This window comes from Flavobacterium hiemivividum (assembly GCF_004349145.1).
Classification (GTDB): domain Bacteria; phylum Bacteroidota; class Bacteroidia; order Flavobacteriales; family Flavobacteriaceae; genus Flavobacterium; species Flavobacterium hiemivividum.
Genome location: NZ_SMFO01000008.1, coordinates 125,829 through 145,186 on the forward strand (window position 1 = coordinate 125,829; position 19,358 = coordinate 145,186).

The window sequence follows — 19,358 nt, forward strand, 5'->3', positions numbered from 1 at the left end:
AAGAGTTAGGGTATTTCAATTATTAGGATTGATAATCCCAATTGTAAATACTAGTTAAAAGATTCAATTTTTCAATAGTTCTAAAGAATTTAGCTAGTACAAACATATTATAAGAACACCTACAAATGAAAATATTTAAAATACAAGCAATAGTTTTAGCACCATCTTGTAGGTGATTTGTGCCTCTATTGGTCCAGAATATAACGGAAACAGTTATCATAGTACAGCCTACGCTTATGAATTAGTGAAATTTAAATTTATTTTAAAATAGTTATGGATATACATACAAAATTTAGAAAGCTATTATTAAGTATTATTTTATTGTATGTATGCTCAGTAAATGGACAAGTAAAATCCCTGCCGTTACCAAACAAACAACAATTGGCTTGGCAAAAGGCTGAGCTTGGTGTAGTTTTTCATTATGATTTGCATGTGTTTGACACGTCAAAATACAACCAAGGGACGAACAGGATTACTCCAGTTGAGGATTATAATATTTTCAATCCACAACAATTAGATGTTGAGCAATGGGTAATTTCGGCAAAAGCTGCGGGCGCAAAATTTGCGATTCTAACTGTAACTCATGAAACAGGTTTCGCTTTATTTCAATCGGATGTGAATCCGTATTCAATGAAGAGTCTAAAATGGAAAGACGGGAAAGGCGATCTTTTTAAGGATTTTACAGATGCCTGTCGCAAACATGATATTAAACCAGGTGTTTATTTAGGTATCCGTTGGAATTCATTTTTTGGAGTGCATGATTTTGTAGTAGACGGAGAACCAAATGGAGCAATGCAGAAAAAAAGACAGGCTTATTACAATAAAATGGTAGAAGGAATGGTAAAAGAAATTTGTACTAATTATGGTCCTTTATTCGAAATATGGTTTGATGGTGGCGCTAGTACTCCAGAAAAAGGTGCGCCAGATGTTTTACCAATAGTAAAAAAATACCAACCGGATTGTTTGTTTTATCACAACGACCAGCTTGCCGAAGCACGTTGGGGCGGTTCTGAAAGCGGAACGGTAAACTATCCATGCTGGTCTACATTTCCATACAATTTTACAGGTTCAGGAGAAAGTGCTATTCCTGGAATTTCAAAAAATGGATTTAAATTACTTAAAGAGGGCGATGCAAACGGCGAATATTGGGTACCAGCTATGGCAGATGCTCCGTTGCGTGGTTTTAATGGAAGACATGAATGGTTTTGGGAACCTGGAGATGAAAACAGTATTTATCCTTTGAAAGAGCTAATGGATATTTATTATAAATCTGTTGGGCGAAATGCAACTTTAATTATGGGATTAACACCAGATAATACGGGGCTTTTGCCAAAAGAAGATGTGCAACGTCTAAAGGAATGGGGTGCTGAAATTAAAAAGAGATTCGATTCCCCTCTGGCTGAGACAAAGGGAAAAGGAAAAATTATTGAATTAAAACTGAAGAAGGAAACAGCGGTAAATCAAATTGTAATACAAGAAAATATTGCTTTAGGACATAGAGTAAGAGCTTTTAGTGTACAAGCTTATGTGAATGGGAAATGGCAAACAATCAATAAAGGAACTGCTATAGGGAATAAATATATATATCTTTCTGACACACCGATTCGTACAAACAAATTAAGATTGCGTGTTGATGAATCAGTAACGGAGCCAGATATTGTGAATTTTTCGGTATATAATGTGCAGGATGTAAGTGTCGATTTGTAAAGGAGACCAGTCTTAGATAGGGTTCAGCAAGAGGTGAAATAAAACTGCATGAAAATGAAATAACTGATTATTTTGTTTTTGCAATAGCAATTCGAAAAATCAGTTTTCTTAAGTGAAATGTAATTTTTCAGGAAAAACACGAACAAACTGGTAGGTACTGGTGTAATTCGTTCGGAATTCAGTATATATTTGGAATTCTTTATTTTTCTAAAAATCAGTTGGAATGAAAGAAACGGATGTCTTTTTCCATAGGTAAAGTTTTTTTAAACAGTATTATAACTAAAAGTTATATAAAAGCGCATAGAAGGATTCAATAAGAATAAGAGGTTGTTTGAGTAGTTATGCTTTGACACCTTAAAGAATAGCATAACAAACAAAAATGAATACTTAATATTTAACCTTTTTAATATGAAAATTAATAGCCTTTTAGTTATTAGCTCTTTATTTTTTTTCGGTGTTAATTCCTACGGTCAGAAAGCTGACATCTGGCATTATATTGAAAATGAAAATATGATCAGTGAGAACAAAGAACCTGGTCGCGCCACATTTACATCCTTTACTTCTGCAGCCGATGCAGCAACTGGAAATGCAAAGTACAAGCAAGTCCTAGACGGATTGTGGAAATTTAAATATGTTGACTCCCCAAAAGATCGTCCTACCACTTTTATGAATCCTTCAGAGAATCTAAGCGGTTGGGATAATATAAAAGTACCTTCAAACTGGGAAGTAGAAGGCTATGGTATTCCTATATATGTAAATCATCAATATGAATTTGCCGATTATAAAGCGCCTATCGCAAAAGATATGGAGCTGGATGGAGTTTATCCAAAATACCCGGGAAAAGTTCCTCACGAAAATAACCCAGTAGGTTCGTACCGTAGAGATTTTGACATCGCCAATGATTGGGATGGAAAAGAAATTTTTCTACATATTGGTGCAATGAAATCAGGAGGTTTTGTATGGTTAAATGGAGAGTATGTAGGATATTCTCAAGGGAGTAAATTGCCTAGTGAATTTGACATTACAAAACACGCTAAGGCTGGAAAAAATACTATTGCTATCCAAATCTTTAGATGGACAGACGGTAGTTATTTAGAGTGTCAAGATTTTTGGAGAATTAGCGGAATTGAGCGTAGTGTTTATGTATATGCTCAGCCAAAAGTAAGAATCAAAGATTTTGAAGTAGTTTCAACCTTAGATAAAGCCTATGAAACTGGTGTTTTTAGTTTAGATGTCGAGCTTAAAAACCATTTGTCTAAAAAGCAAAAATTAAAAGTTGCTTACAGTATCCTTGATGGAAATACAGTATTGCAAAAAGGAGTTGAGGCAATTTCTATCGAGAAAGACGCCGCTGATAAATTGTCTTTTTCTACTGAAATAAAAAATGTAAAAGCGTGGAGTGCAGAGCATCCTAATTTATATACTTTAAATATTGATGTTTTAGATTCTAAAGGAAAAGCGATTGAATCGACTACTCGCCAAATTGGTTTTAGAAGTGTCGAAATTAAAAATGGATTATTATTGGTAAACGGACAACGCATTACTTTAAAAGGAGTAAATGCGCAAGAAACAGATCCAGAAACAGGTCACGTTATGTCAGAAGAGATGATCATGAAAGACATTCGTTTATGGAAAGAAAATAATATAAACGCTGTTCGTTTAAGTCATTATCCTCGCGGAAGTAGATTTTATGAATTGTGTGATGAGCATGGTATTTATGTAGTTGATGAAGCTAATATTGAATCTCATGGGATGTATTATGGAGACCATTCATTGGCTAAAAAGCCAAGTTGGGAAAATGCACACGTGGACAGAATGACGCGTATGGTTGCCCGTGATAAGAATCATCCTTCGGTAATTATCTGGTCTATGGGGAACGAAGCTGGAAACGGTGTGAATTTTTATGCAGGTTACAAAGCGATTAAAGCCTTAGATAAATCCAAAAGACCTGTTCAATACGAACGTCCTTATAAAGATTATGACGGAAGCAATTATGATATGGATTGGAATACGGATATAATTGTTCCGCAATATCCATCACCAGCTGCATTTGAAGAAATAGGAAAATCTAAAACAGACAGACCATTTATTCCAAGTGAATATGCGCATGCAATGGGGAATAGTACAGGGAATTTCCAAGATTATTGGGATATTATTGAGCAGTATGATAACTTACAAGGTGGATTTATTTGGGACTGGGTAGATCAATCTATTTGGAAAACAAATGAAAAAGGAGAGCGTTACTATGCTTACGGAGGAGATTATGGTAAAAACATGCCTTCGGATAATTCGTTCTTGAACAATGGAATTGTTTTTCCAGACAGATCGCCACAACCGGCACTTTTTGAAGTAAAAAAAGCACATGAGTTTATAAATTTCAAGCAAAAAGGAATCAACGGTCATAATGAATTAAGAATTTTAGTAGAAAATTTATATGATTTTACAAATCTGAATCAATTTGATTTAATAGCTACAATTAAAGCAGACGGAAAAGTATTAAAGACGGTTCCAGCTGAAACATTAGATGTAGAAGTTCACACAGGAAAATTAATCCGTGTTGATTTAAAAGGGATTGATTATAAAAAGAATACGGAGTATTTTGTTGAGGTTTCAGCAGTTACTAAAAAAGACTGGGGAATTTTACCAAAAGGATTTGAAGTTGCTCATGAACAAATAAAAATTGACAGATTGCATGTTGAAGAACAAACAGCTGTAGCGCAAGGAGCTTCATTAAAAGTAAAAAATACTGATAAAGGTGTTGTTGTTTACAACGATGTTGTTAGCTTAGAATTTAATAAAAAAGAAGGTCGTATTACTTCTTATGTATTCAAAGGGAATGAATTGCTGAAAGACGGAAAAGGACCTAAACCTAATTTCTGGAGAGCGGTGACTGATAATGATTCTGGAAGCAGAATGTATGCAAACAATATTGAATGGAAAAAAGCTTCATTATTTTCTGAGGTGGAAAGCATGTCAACTAAAAAAGTAGCAGACAACTTGATCGAATTGAATGTAACTTATGAGTTGCCAGGTGTAAACACTAAGTTTCACAGTACCTATCAAATTGATGGAAACGGAATTGTAAAAGTGGAGAATCTTCTTGATAAAACCGCTTATAAAGCTGATTTGCCAAGACTAGGAATGCGTATGCAATTACCACAACAATATAGTAAGATGACTTATTTTGGTCGTGGTCCATGGGAAAACTACTCTGATAGATATCATTCTGCTTTCTTAGATTTATATGAGTCTAGTGTAAGTGATCAATACGTTCCTTACATCCGTCCACAAGAAAACGGTTATAAAACAAATGTAAGATGGGTAGCTTTAGCTGATGAAAAAGACAACGGTCTTTTAGTTGTTGCCGATAATGTAAAGAAAGGTTTAGGGATCAGTGCCTTGCATATGACCATGGAAGACTTTGATACGGCTGATGGTTTAGATTATGGAAATAAAGCTAAAATTGAAACTAAATATAGAATTGACGGAGTTCCTGTAATTAACGCGAGCAAGCACACGATCGATATCAAAGAACGTGATTTAGTGGAGCTAAATATTGATCTTGGACAAAGAGGTGTAGCTGGAGACGATAGTTGGGGATCTACGCCACAGGATAAATACAAGATTAAGGGAGATGTGGCACAAGGCTATTCCTTCTACTTGATTCCTTTCGAAAAAGGAACTAAAGAATCTATGTTAAAATTATCAAAAGAGTATGCTAATTCAAAAGTAAAAACAGCTACCAAATAACAGCAGGGTTTTGTAAATAGAATTCACGATAACCTTGTATTATAGGTATTTATGAATTTAAAATTAAAGAAAGAGTAATGAGGTTTTAAATCCTTATTACTCTTTTTTCTTGTTAAAAATACAACTGGTAGGTAGTGAGTGATATTTACTTTTAGTTTTTTTAAAGAAATATAAATGGTTTAGTTTTCGGTTGATATATACATAGGTTTTTTCCTAATTTCAAATATGAGTGCGTTTTAAATATAGAATGTTTTTAACATAATATTATACTTAATGACAACTTAACTCATTTGGACGACTAAAATTAATCGACAAACGGCGTTAAGTGGATTTTGTTTTTTCGACTTTTAATAAACAAATACATGTAGGAATCTCCAATTGTTTCGTAAGGTTTATTTTTTTAATAGTAAATGAAATAGCATTCCGAATTGACTTTTTTGACTAGCCGTTTAGAAACTGGTGGGTAGTGGTCTTTTTCATAAATAATCTATTCTATTTTTGACAGTAGCTTCTATTTTCATTAAATAACTAATTCAGCCAAATAAATGAAAACTATTTTATTTCGAACAGTACTTTATTTATAAATCGTTTTACTAAATCGATTGAGTTGAAAAAAAGTACAATAAACCTGCCAATAGCTAAAAGAGCTACGCTTTCGAATAACCCAATAGTGTAACTAAACATGATACCAATATAATTAATAACCAAACCACTAAAAATGATGAAAGGAAAAACGAATTAGTAAACAATTGCAAGAAAAAAGGAGAGGTGATTTTGAATCGCTTATTCTAAAGAAAGTTGTTATTGCAAAGATGTAATAGCTCAATTTTATTTAGTCACGAACTAACAAAAAAAATTAAAGTATGGTTAAAAATAATAACACTAATACGATTTTTAAAATAAAGAAAATTGTATTTGTTCAGCTGGTACTAGGAACCTTTATGGTTAGTACAGCATACGCTGAGAATAGTAATAGAGGAGCACTTTTAGAAGGATCTACTTCTTCTACGATTGAAAACACCAGTGGCGTTGCTTTTGAAAAGATTACTGGTCAAGTAGTTGATGAGCAGGGAATTTCTCTTCCTGGAGTTAACGTATTTAAGAAAGGGAGTAAAACAGGAGTTTCTACTGATTTAGACGGTAATTTTACGATTAACGCTGAAAAGGGAGAAGTTTTGGTTTTTTCTTATTTAGGATTCCTAAACCAAGAAATACAAATTAAAGATAAGAAGGTATTAAAGATTGTCTTGAAATCTGAGGCTCAGCAAATGAGCGAAGTAGTAATCGTTGGTTATGGTTCTCAGAAAAAGACGAACTTAACCGGATCAGTTACTCAAATAGATGCAAAAGTTTTAAAAGACAGACCAATCACAAGATTATCTCAAGGATTACAAGGAGCAGTGGGTGGTTTGAACATTACTAGTAATGGTGGAGGGCCTAACGCTACCCAGTCAATAAATATTCGTGGGTTTACAGGATTAGGTTCTGCTGGATCGCCATTAATTGTTATTGATGGAATTCAAGGAGGTGATATCAACTCCATTAATGCTAATGATGTTGAAAGTGTTTCCGTTATAAAAGATGCTGCAGCCTCAGCTGTTTATGGATCAAGTGCGCCTTATGGAGTGATCTTGATTAAAACGAAGCAAGGAAAAAAAGGGCAAGCTGTTTCTATAACGTACAACAACAACTTCACCTTTGACACTCCAATTGGACTTCCAACAATGTTGAATTCGTTAAAATTCGCAGAAATATATAATCAATCTCTTGCAAATGGAGGAGGAAACCCTTTTTTCAACCAGGATGCAATTGATAGAATGACAGCGTATCAAAATGGAACTCTTGCAACAGAAACAGTAGCGAACTCCACAGGTGATTCTTATAAAGCATGGGGCGGTGCAAATGCCAATAATGATTGGTATAAAATTTATTTCAAAGATGTATCATTGAGTCAGCAACACAATATTGGCGTAAGTGGAGCATCTGAGAATTCAAATTACTATGTAGGTTTAGGTTATAATAAAAAAGAAGGAATGTATCGCTATGGTGAAGATAACTACAAACGTTATAATCTTCGTACAAACCTTTCAAGTAATCTTACAGATTGGCTTACTTTCAATTTTAGAGGTGCTTTTTCTCAAGATGTGTATGATACACCAAACACTTATGGAGGTAAAACGGGTGGGAATTATATGCACCAAATAGGTAGAAAGCATCCAAATTTAGCGTTGTATAATCCTGACGGAGCAATTTCTGACGAGAGTGATATTTTGTTGATGAAAGAAGGTGGAAGAAATATAGTAACAAACGACAAGCCGATATTTACAGGTGAGTTTGTAACTAAATTTACTAAAAACTGGAGTGGAACTGTTAACTATACTTTTGATGGTGTATTTAACAATGAAACGAATCATACTAAGATCCTTTATACGGCATTGCCAAGCGGTACATTAGCTGAAGTAGGAGGAACTGCTCCAAATAGATTTTCAAGATACTTTTCTAAATACCAAAAAAATATCATCAATGCATTTACTAATTATGACTTAGATCTTAAAAAGCATCAGTTTAAATTTTTAGGAGGTTATGTTCAGGAATTAACCACGTTTTCTTCTTTGTTTGGTGCTAATAATAATTTGTATTCTGATAAGATTCCGTCTATCTCAACTTCATATGGAACCACTCCTTCTGTATCTGACAATGCTTATAAATTAGCCATTCAAGGATATTTTGGAAGAATAAATTACTCTTATGATGATAAATACTTGCTTGAGATTACGGGGCGTTATGATGGTAGTTCTCGTTTCTTAAAAGATGTAAGATGGAAAGCATATCCCGGAGTTTCTGTAGGTTGGAACGTAAACAAAGAAAATTTCTGGAAAGATGGAATCGCTGATGTCGTGAACACACTTAAATTTAGAGCTTCTTATGGTTCATTGGGTGCTCAAGATCCTAATCTTTTAGGGAATTATCCTTTTTACCCAAGTTTAGGAACGGTTTCTCCTACATCAAGTAACTGGTTTTTTGGTGCAAATAGAGAACCTTACGTAAACACTCCAGGATTAGTAGATCCTACGTTAACATGGGTTACAGCTACTACAAGAAACTTTGGTATTGATGCTTCATTTTTGAACAGAAGATTGACAGCGATTTTTGACATGTACACTAGAAAAATGGATGACTACATAGGTCCTGCTCAACAATTGCCTGGCGTTTTAGGAATTAATGCACCTCAAACAAACAGTACTGCTTTGGAAACAAAAGGATTTGAATTGACATTAGCTTGGAATGACCACATAGGGGATTTTAAATATGGTGTGCGAGGAGTTCTAAGTGACTATAAAGGACGTGTTACTAAATATCCTAACCCTAATAAGTTATTGAACACATGGTATGAAGGACAAGAGATGGGTGAGATATGGGGATTTGTAACGGATCGTTATTTTACTGAAGCAGATGATTTAGCAAACGTAAAACAATTCAACTTGTCTAATTGGTCTGCGGGAGATATCAAGTATGTTGATTTAAATGGTGATGGAAATATTGATTGGGGTAATTCTACTGTAGATAATCCTGGTGACAGAAAAGTAATTGGGAATTCTACACCTAGGTACAGTTATAGTTTATTTATGGATGGTAGCTGGAAAGGATTTGATTATAGCATCTTTATTCAAGGTGTGGGTAAAAGAGATTACTATACTACTAGTAATATGTATTTCGGTATTGTTGGAAGTGAATGGCAAAGCTCTTTGTTCACAGAACATCTTGACAGATGGTCACCTGAGAATCCTAATGGATTTTTCCCAAAATCATATATTGGTGGAGGTAATAACTGGAAGAATACAGAGGCTCAAACTAAATATTTGATAAACGCTGCTTACCTGCGCATCAAGAATGTACAAGTTGGGTATACCCTTCCTAATACTATTTCGAATCAAGTAAAAGTTCAAAAGCTACGTTTTTACATCAGTGTTGATAACTTAGGAACATTCACTAAGATGAATGATCACTCTGTGTTAGATCCTGAGAACACATTCTCTGATGCTAAAAATTATCCTTTACAGAGAAGTTTTTCTCTAGGTGCTAACATCACTTTGTAAAGACAATAATAATTCTAAAATTATAATAATATGAAAATTATAAAATATTTCAGTGTAGGACTAGTTTGTCTTTTGGCACTTAATTCCTGCGAAAGTGACTTCTTGGAGCGTTCTCCAGAGGTGAATATTAGTGATGGTGAATTTTGGAAATCTAAAAATGACCTAAAATTATACACCAATAATTTTTACAATAACTTCCTTCCTTCTTACCAAGGATATTTCACTCAAGGAATTTACGGCCTAGATTCAGATGAAGGAACAGATAACATGGTTCATCTTAATTTTAACGGAAATATTCTTAACGGGGAGCGCATTGTACCTTCTTCTGGTGGTGGATGGAGTATAACTGAGTGGGGAAGAATTAGAAACGTAAACTACTTTCTACAAAATTATACTAAGAGTACTGAGAACTTCGAAGTAATTAAAGAACATGTAGGAGAAGCTCATTATTTTAGAGCGCTATTGTATTTTGATTTATTGAAAAAATTCGGGGATTTACCTTGGATTGATAAAGCTTTAACTCCTAGTGACGCTGATTTATTGAAAGCTCCAAGAGTATCAAGAGCAATAATTGCTGATAATATATTAGCAGATCTTGATAAAGCAACTCTTTACTTACCTACCAAAGCTGCTTCATCAAGCAACCGCGTTTATAGGGAAGTTGCTATGGCATTACAAGCTAGAATTGCTTTGTATGAAGGGACTTGGGAAAAGTACCATGCAGGCACTCCTTTTGGGGTAGCTGGTTCTAATGGAGACAAATACCTAACGAAAGCTGCGACAGTGTCTAAAGCGATCATTGATTCAGGAATTTTTGACTTAGATAATAAAGCTACAGGAAGCAATAGAGGATATTGGTCACTTTTTAATCAGTCGAACTACTCAAATAGTAGAGAAGTGATTTTTTGGAGAAGATATGATGTAGCTTCTAATTTTACTAATCGTTGGGCTGAATATGGAGCTCGTGGTAATGGTAAGGGATTTACAAAAAGTTTAGTTGACGATTATTTATGTATTGATGGTAAGCCCATCAGTTCTAGTTCACTTTATCAAGGGGATGAAACTTTAATTGATATTGTTACAAATAGAGATCCAAGGTTAAAACAATCGATTCATGTAAATGATGGAGCGCATCCAATCACTAATAATCGTCCTTCAGGTTTAGCCGATCTTTTATTTACAAATCCAATAGTAGATCAAGCTACAGAAGACAACTGTTCTACAGGTTTTCAAAGATTTAAAGGAACGGAACCTAACTATGCAAAGCAATTAAATGGTATGGGCGATGCGGGACTTATTTTCTTTAGATATGCTGAAGTATTATTGAATTATGCTGAAGCAAAAGCTGAACTAGGAACAATTACTCAAGGTGATCTTGATATCTCAATTAATCAATTGAGAGCAAGAGTTCAAATGCCAAATTTAGTAATGGGACTAATAGTAAGTGACCCAAACTGGGCTTTCCCTACTTTATCACCAGTTATTAATGAAGTAAGAAGAGAAAGACGTATCGAGTTAGCTGTTGAAGGTTTCCGTCATGATGACATATGGAGATGGGCTGCTGCAGATGAGTTGATCATTGGTAAAAAACCATTAGGTGCTAAAAAAGCACAATGGGCAAATGTGCCAGGAATTAACCTTTACAACACAAATGCTGAAGGTTATGTTGAGCCCTACAAAAATGTTGGTGCAATGGCAACTGGATATAAATTTAAAGCAGATAGAGATTATTTATTGCCTATCCCTTTAAATCAAATTACATTAGCTGGATATAAACAAAATCCAAACTGGTAGTATAACTAGTATCATTAAAGGAATTTGCCCAAGGATATATAAAATATCCCTGGGCATTTTTTTTGCTTTTATTTTCGAAATAGAATTAGGCTGTAATTTTTGGTATATAGAATACCGCGATTTTTTTAGAATGTCGATGTAATATGAAAATGGTTTAATTCAGTTGGACTATTTTGAATATACAATTGGTCTTTTGAAAATTTTAAATTCTCTGTAAATTGCACTAATTTTTATACATAACAATAAAAAAACTGGTAGGTACTGGTGTTTATTTTTAAAAAACTGTTATATTTTTGGAATTCAGTTTTTTTAATTGCATTTGATCCCCAATATATTTTTTAATTTCTAAAGTAGGCGTTTTGAGCTAATTGGAATTAATAAGGATGAAATAATAGAATTAAAGAAATCGTAATACAATATAATAACAGAGGATAATTTTACAATGGTTGAGTTAGTTTGAAAATTGGGGGGAATATTTATTTTCTCCCTTTTTCTTTTGTAAAAGAGTCATTTATTTTAATAGCTATATAAAGAATAGAAAAATAATTTTAAAAGATAAATCTAGAGATGAAAAGAATATTTTCGATGCTATTATTAGGCTGTTTCGCCTTAAAAAGTTTTGGACAACAAAAGCCAAATATTATCTACATTTTAGTAGATGATATGGGATATGGCGATGTAGGTGTATTTTTTCAAAATGAAAGAATGAAAAGTGCTGATCGTTCAAAACCATACCAAATCACTCCATACTTAGACGAGATGGCAGCATCGGGAGCGATATTTACCCAACAATATTGTAATGCACCAGTTTGTGCGCCTTCCAGAGGTTCGCTGTTAACAGGGACAAACCAAGGAAACGCGCATGTTAGAAACAACCAGTTCGATAAAGCACTTGAGGAAAATCATACAGTGGGAACCGTTCTTCAACAAGCGGGTTATCAAACCATGGCAATAGGTAAATGGGGATTACAGGGAGAAGAAAAAGCGGCGCCTTACTGGCCGTCACACCCCTTAAAAAGAGGTTTCGATTCTTATTTTGGATACATCCGTCACATGGATGGTCACGAACATTATCCTTATGAAGGAATATATCGCGGTAAAAAAGAAGTTTATGACAACTATGTGGACGTAGCTGATGGACTTGAAAAATGTTATACCACAGATTTGTGGACGGCTGTGGCCAAAAAACAAATTATAGAGCACACCAAAGGAAAAGAGGCTGACAAGCCATTTTTCATGTATCTTGCTTATGACGCACCACATGCCGTACTAGAACTACCTACTCAAGATTATCCAAAAGGATTAGGTTTAAACGGTGGATTACAATACACAGGAAAGAAAGGACATATGATTAATACTGCATCGGGTGTCCCAGATAGTTTTGTTTATTCTGAATATGCTAAGGCGACCTACGATCATGATAATAATCCAAGTACAAAAGAACTTTCATGGCCAGATACTTACAAGCGTTACGCTACGGCTAACCGTCGTATCGATGATGGAGTGGGTGATATTCTTCAATTATTAAAAGATTTAAAAATTGACGAAAATACCTTAGTTGTATTTTCATCTGATAACGGCGCGGCTGTGGAGTCTTACCTACCAGCTAAGTACGTTGGTTTTGAGCCTACCTTCTTTTCAAGTAATGCTACTTTTGAAGGGATTAAAAGAGATGTTTTAGAAGGTGGTGTTCGTATGCCAGTTTTAGCCACTTGGCCTAAACATATTGAAGCTGGAAAAGTGATTGCTACTCCATCAATGTTATCTGATTGGATGGCTACTTTTGCAGATATGGCTGGAATTCCGGCGCCCGCAAGAACTGATGGAGTTTCATTGTTACCTTCAATGACTTCGAAAGGAAAACAAAAAGAAAGCCTAGTTTATATAGAATATGAAGGGGAAGGCAGAACACCTAATTTTAAAGAATTTGATCCTTCACACAGAGGCCAGAAACGCGGACAAATGCAAATAATTAGAATGGGTGATTACAAAGGAGCTCGCTATGATATTAAATCGGCAGCCGACGACTTTGAGATTTACGACATTGTAAAAGATCCTAGAGAGTTAAACAATCTTGCTTCAAAATCGGGTTTCGAAAAAATGCAACAGCAAATGAAGGCTGCTGTTTTACAGCTAAGACGTGCTGATACAGAAGCTCCTCGTCCTTATGACACCGCATTAATTCCGGCAGCAGAAGTATCGGCGAAAGTCGCATCTGGAGTTGTTCAACAATTCTTTGAAGGAGATTTTCCTTGGGTAGTTGCTACAGATGGATTGAAAGCTAAAAAACAAAAAATTAGCAAATCAATAAGCGACGCCAAATCAACAAAGAAAAAAGGAATGTTTCTGTATACTGGTTTTGTGAAAGTTCCCACGGACGGGAAATACAGCTTTTCGATGAAAACATCTAGTAAGGCTTTTGTGCGTTTGCACCAAGCTAATTTATTCGATGCTGATTTTGGATATCAAGCTGGTGAAGAATTGACAGCGGAAGTTTTCTTAAAAGCAGGATATCATCCAGTTTCGGTGTATTTGCTGAAAAATTCAAAAGCAAATGAAACGATTCACATCAAGTGGAAGTCTGCTTCGCAAACCAATTGGAGGAATTTAGAAGCAAGTGACTTATTCCATTCGAAATAATATACTTAGTAATACGAATTGCGTATTTTGTTGAGAACTAACTAATTTATAATAAAAATGAATTCCACACTCAAAATTTCACTCAAAAAAGAGCAGCTTTACCTCGGTTTACTGACTTCGTTATTATTTGCTGTCAGTGTATTTGCTCAATCATCAAAAAGCAAAGAAAATAAGAGACCCAATATTGTCGTTTTTCTAGTGGATGATATGGGTTGGCAGGATACTTCTGTGCCATTTTGGACAAAAACTACCGAATTCAATAAAAGGTATCATACACCTAATATGGAACGACTTGCCAAAGAAGGGATGAAATTTACCAATGCTTATGCTACGCCAGTTTGCACTCCTTCACGTTCCAGTTTATTAACGGGAATGAATGTTACAAAACACGGAATTACTAACTGGACTTCGCCATACAAAGACAATAATTCAGAGAGTAAAGACCAACAAATGGTGCCGATGTCTTGGAATATGAATGGTTTGAGTTCTGTGCCAAATATTTCGAACACAGCTTATGCGACGCCATTTCCCCAGCTACTGAAAGATACAGGATATTTTACAGCGCATGTAGGTAAAGCGCATTGGGGTTCTATGGGTACTCCGGGTGCTAATCCATACAATTTAGGGTTTATGGTAAATATTTCTGGTCATTCAGCAGGCCATCCACAGAGTTATTTGGCTACCGATAATTACGGAAATATTCCGGGGAAAGCCAGTGTTCAAGCGGTTCCTGATTTACAAGAGTATTATGGTTCAGACACTTTTTTGACCGAAGCATTAACATTAGAAGCTATAAAATCAATAGAATTTCCAATTCAAAACAAGCAGCCTTTCTTTCTACACATGGCTCACTATGCGGTTCATGATCCTATAATGGGAGACAAGCGTTTTGAGCAAAAATACCTAGACGCTGGAGTAGATCCAATTGAAGCTAAATATGCTTCGTTACTTGAAGGAATGGATAAAAGTTTAGGTGACATAATGGATTACCTGAAGAAAAAAGGAGTAGACAAGAATACGATTGTTATTTTCATGAGTGATAATGGTGGTTTAAGTCTGGTTCCTCCTCGTGGCGGTATTGAAAACACACACAATTTACCTTTAAAAGCAGGAAAAGGATCTGTGTATGAAGGTGGTATTCGTGAACCTATGATTGTAAAATGGCCAGGTGTAGTAAAGCCGGAAACAGTAGCAAATCAATATGTTATTATTGAAGACTTTTTCCCTACAATATTGCAAATGGCGCAGATTAAAAAGTATAAAACGATACAAGAAGTTGACGGACAATCGTTTCTTCCTATTTTGAAAAACCCAAACTTCGTAGATAATAGCAGGTCATTAATTTGGCATTCACCGCACAATTGGAGAGGAGTAGACGGACCTGGAATTAACTACTATAGTGCTATCCGTAAAGGTGATTGGAAAATGGTTTATAGCATGAGAACCGGTAAGAAGGAATTGTACAATTTGAACGATGATATAGGTGAGAATAATAATCTTTCTGCTGTGAATCCTGATAAGGTAAAAGAACTTGCTTCGATTCTTTCTAATGAATTAAGAAAAAATAAAGCGCCAATACCTAATTTCAAAAGCACCGGAAAACCAGTTCCTATGCCTGATGAAACACCATAAATAAAAATAATAACATTATGGAGAGCCCTTTTTTTTATTGATTTCTCTTTTAATAAAAAGTTATAAACCTAAGGCAGTATTATGATTGCCAGATTAAATATTAAATAAATATGAAAAAAATAATTTTAGCAGCATTGCTATTGCCTTGCCTGCTTTTGGCACAGCAAAAAGTATCTATTATTCCGCAACCAGTTAGTATACAAATTGATAAGGATAGTTTTATTATCGATAATACAACGACTATAAGTTTTAAAAAATCGGATAAAGATTTAAAAGCCGTTGCCGATTTTTTATCAGCAGGGATCAGTAAAATTTCGGGTATTAATTTATCCCAAAATAAAGGCAAAGGGAAAAAGATCGAATTCAAAATTAGTCCTACGGAGGGAATTGGCGAGGAAGGTTATTTATTGAATGTTACGCCAAGTGAAGTTAGAATTACCGCAAATACAAACAAAGGTTTAATTTATGGTATTCAGAGTTTGTTTCAGGTGCTACCGCAAGTGCGTACCAATGCAATCTTAAAAATACCTAGCATGCAAGTAAAAGATTATCCTCGTTTTAAATGGCGTGGAATGCACTTAGATGTAAGTCGCCATTTCTTTACGGTTGACATGGTAAAAGAATATATTGAGCTTTTGGCTTATTATAAAATGAATACTTTTCATTGGCATTTAGTTGATGATCAAGGCTGGCGTATCGAAATTAAAAAATATCCAAAACTGACAGAAATTGGAGCTTGGAGAGTAGATCAAAATGATAAAATTTGGGCCAAACGTCCGCAAGCAAAAGCAGGTGAAGAACCTACTTATGGAGGATATTACACTCAGGAAGAAATTAAAGAAGTTGTCAAATTTGCTGCAGCAAGAGGCGTTAATATCGTCCCAGAAATCGAGATGCCAGGACACGTGGCTTCGGCAATAGCTTCTTATCCTGAATTGAGTTGCAATCAAAAATTCCAATTGCCTTTAACAGGAGGTGATTATACGAATATGTCTAGTAATTATTGTCCAGGAAATGAAGATGTATTTCAGTTCAATGAAGATATATTAACAGAAGTGATGGCGCTTTTTCCATCTCAATACATACACATTGGCGGAGACGAAGTCGATAAAAGCTCGTGGAAAAGTTGTCCAAAATGTCAAGCGAGAATGAAGACCGAAAATCTGAAAACAGAGGAAGAGCTGCAAAGTTATTTCATCAAGAGAATCGAAAAGTTTATTGTCAGCAAGAAAAGAAAAATGATTGGTTGGGATGAAATTCTTGAAGGCGGACTGGCACCAGAAGCGGTAGTTATGAGCTGGAGAGGAGAAAAAGGCGGAATAGAAGCAGCCAAAATGCACCATGAAGTGGTGATGACGCCCGGTAATCCAGTATATTTTGATCATTATCAAGCAGGTCCTGATGGTGAACCATTAGCAATTGGTGGGATGAATACTTTGAGAAAAGTGTATGATTATGAACCTATTCCTAAAGAATTACCAGCGGAAAACAGAAAGTATATACTGGGAGCACAAGCTAATTTATGGACCGAGTATATAACCACAAATGAAGGAGTGGAATATATGGTTTTGCCTCGAATGTTGGCTTTGGCCGAAGTAGTTTGGAGTCCTTCTGCGGCAAAAGATTGGACGAGCTTCAACCAAAGACTGAAATGGCATTATCGCGGTTTTCAACAAAAAGGATTGCATTATTCTGAAGGAAGCAATAAAATTGAAATTACTCCTAAAGTTGAAAACGGACAGCTTACAGTCGCTTTAGCTTCTGAAGTAGTGGGAAGTGAGATTTTCTATACATTGGACGGAAGCGATCCAAATGACAATAGTATAAAGTATGATGCTCCATTTACAATCGAAAAAACGGCATCAGTAAGAGCTGTATCGGTTTATGAAGGAAAAGTAGCAAACGGAATTCCTTCTAAATTAGATTTTGCAATTCATAAAGCGTCGGGAAAAAACGTAAGCTATTTGAATAAACCTAGTAGTGCTTATAAGGCTAATGGAGACAACAGTCTAACTGATGGAGTAAGAGGTACTTTTAATGTGACAAAATACTGGCATGGGTTTTATGCTAAAGATATGGTTGCAACCATCGATTTAGGAGAGACAACTACTGTGAGCAAATTGGCTTTGGGATGTTTGCAAAACAAAGTAGATTGGATATTTTTTCCAACAGCAGTTAAATTCGAAATTTCTACAGACGGAATAAATTATAAAGAAGTTGTACAAAGTGAATTGCCATTGGAAAAAAGCGTTGAGCCTACAGCAATCCATAATTTTACGACAAGCTTTGCAGCCCAGAAAGCTAAGTTTGTTAGAATAACGGCAAAGATTATCCCTGCACTTCCTAAAGGACATAATGGAGAAGGAAAACCAGGTTGGTTGTTTGCTGACGAAATAGTAGTAGAATAGTTTGTATTTAATTTTTGTGTGAAATCTATGAAACCCAACTTATAATAGTTGTATTTTCATTTAACAATGTTTAATGATGAAAAAAAAATGTATTAGTCTTATTGCAGCTGCACTTTTGTTTGCTAGCGCTAATGTAAATTCTCAGACGAAATCCAGTAATGGTTCAATATTGGCGCCAACTCCTCCTATGGGATGGATGACTTGGAATTATTTTGCCGATAATTTTAACGAAAAAGATCTTCGCGAAATGGCCGATGCCATGGTAAGTAGCGGTATGCTAGAAGCAGGTTATGATCATTTATTTATAGATGATGGATGGCAAGGAGGCCGAGACAACAAGAATAATATGATTCCAGATCCAGTTAAGTTTCCATCTGGAATAAAAGCGCTGGCTGATTATGTACATAGCAAAGGATTGAAATTAGGTATTTATTCGGATGCTGCACCGCTTACTTGTGCGGGTTATACTGCCAGTTTAAATTTTGAAGAACAAGATGCTAAAACTTTTGCTAGTTGGGGAATTGATTATTTAAAATACGATTATTGTGGTGCTCCAGATGATATGGAAATTGCCAAAACTCGTTATAAGAAAATGGGAGATGCCTTAAGAAATAGCGGTCGTGATATCGCTTTTGGAATCTGTGAATGGGGTGACCGTAAGCCTTGGCTTTGGGGTGCTCAAGTAGGAGGTCAGTTGTGGCGTACTACTGCAGATGTAAGAGATAAATGGAAAAGTCTAAAACCAGCAGAAAAACAAAGCGATCTACATGCAACTGGTGCGGGAATACTTGATATTGTCGATTATACGCAGGATCATGCTGTTTATGCGGGACCAGGTCACTGGAATGACATGGATATGCTAGTAGTTGGACTTTATGGTAAAGAAGGACCTTCGGGTGCTATGGGTGGAACTGGTTGCACGGATGCAGAATACCAAAGTCAAATGAGTCTTTGGAGTATTATGAACTCGCCTTTGGCTGCTACTAACGATCTGAGAAACATGAATGCGGAAACGAAACGCATTTTGCTAAACACTGAAGTGATTGCTATAAATCAGGATGTTCTTGGTAAACAAGCGGTAAGTAAAGTAAAGAACGAAAAATGGAGTGTTTTTGTAAAGCCTTTATCTAATGGAGATTTTGCAGTTGCAATTTTGAATCGTGCTGATACTACTCAAAAAGCCAATTTCAATTTTGCTGAATTAGGATTAACCGGCAACTACGAAATAAGAGATTTATGGCAGCACAAAGTTATTGGAAAAGGAAAGAAATGGGATGGAAAAGTGTTAAGTCACGAAACAAAATTGTTTCGCCTAAAGAAAATATAGTGT

The 19,358-nt window shown here is 35.3% G+C and carries 8 protein-coding genes; all 8 read left to right on the plus strand.

The features are described from left to right. The first annotated feature begins 273 nt into the window (after nt 1-273). The 8 genes from E0F98_RS11690 to E0F98_RS11725 all read left to right on the plus strand — a co-directional run bounded on the left by E0F98_RS11690 (nt 274) and on the right by E0F98_RS11725 (nt 19,355). Nucleotides 274-1,707 (plus strand): alpha-L-fucosidase, encoded by a 1,434-nt coding sequence (locus tag E0F98_RS11690; protein WP_132111654.1) that lies wholly within the window; start codon nt 274-276, stop codon nt 1,705-1,707. 408 nt (nt 1,708-2,115) lie between these two features. Then, nucleotides 2,116-5,457 (plus strand): glycoside hydrolase family 2 TIM barrel-domain containing protein, encoded by a 3,342-nt coding sequence (locus tag E0F98_RS11695; RefSeq protein ID WP_132111656.1) that lies wholly within the window; start codon nt 2,116-2,118, stop codon nt 5,455-5,457. Nucleotides 5,458-6,320: 863 nt separating this feature from the next. Continuing rightward, entirely contained in the window at nt 6,321-9,554 is a 3,234-nt protein-coding gene (locus tag E0F98_RS11700) for a SusC/RagA family TonB-linked outer membrane protein (RefSeq protein ID WP_132111658.1), read from the plus strand. 30 nt (nt 9,555-9,584) lie between these two features. Beyond that, nucleotides 9,585-11,348 carry a RagB/SusD family nutrient uptake outer membrane protein gene (locus E0F98_RS11705; RefSeq protein WP_132111660.1) on the plus strand — a complete coding sequence of 588 codons (1,764 nt, stop codon included), beginning with the start codon at nt 9,585-9,587 and terminating at the stop codon, nt 11,346-11,348. Between the two features lie 567 nt (nt 11,349-11,915). Then, nucleotides 11,916-13,988, plus strand: coding sequence for a sulfatase-like hydrolase/transferase (locus E0F98_RS11710; protein WP_132111662.1), 2,073 nt, complete (start codon nt 11,916-11,918; stop codon nt 13,986-13,988). 57 nt (nt 13,989-14,045) lie between these two features. Beyond that, the gene (locus E0F98_RS11715) at nt 14,046-15,620 is read left to right on the plus strand and encodes a sulfatase (protein WP_132111664.1); all 1,575 of its coding nucleotides are present in this window, start codon (nt 14,046-14,048) and stop codon (nt 15,618-15,620) included. Between the two features lie 110 nt (nt 15,621-15,730). After that, nucleotides 15,731-18,028, plus strand: coding sequence for a glycoside hydrolase family 20 protein (locus tag E0F98_RS11720; protein ID WP_132111666.1), 2,298 nt, complete (start codon nt 15,731-15,733; stop codon nt 18,026-18,028). 73 nt (nt 18,029-18,101) lie between these two features. After that, nucleotides 18,102-19,355 (plus strand): glycoside hydrolase family 27 protein, encoded by a 1,254-nt coding sequence (locus E0F98_RS11725; protein WP_243699236.1) that lies wholly within the window; start codon nt 18,102-18,104, stop codon nt 19,353-19,355. Nucleotides 19,356-19,358 lie beyond the last annotated feature (3 nt).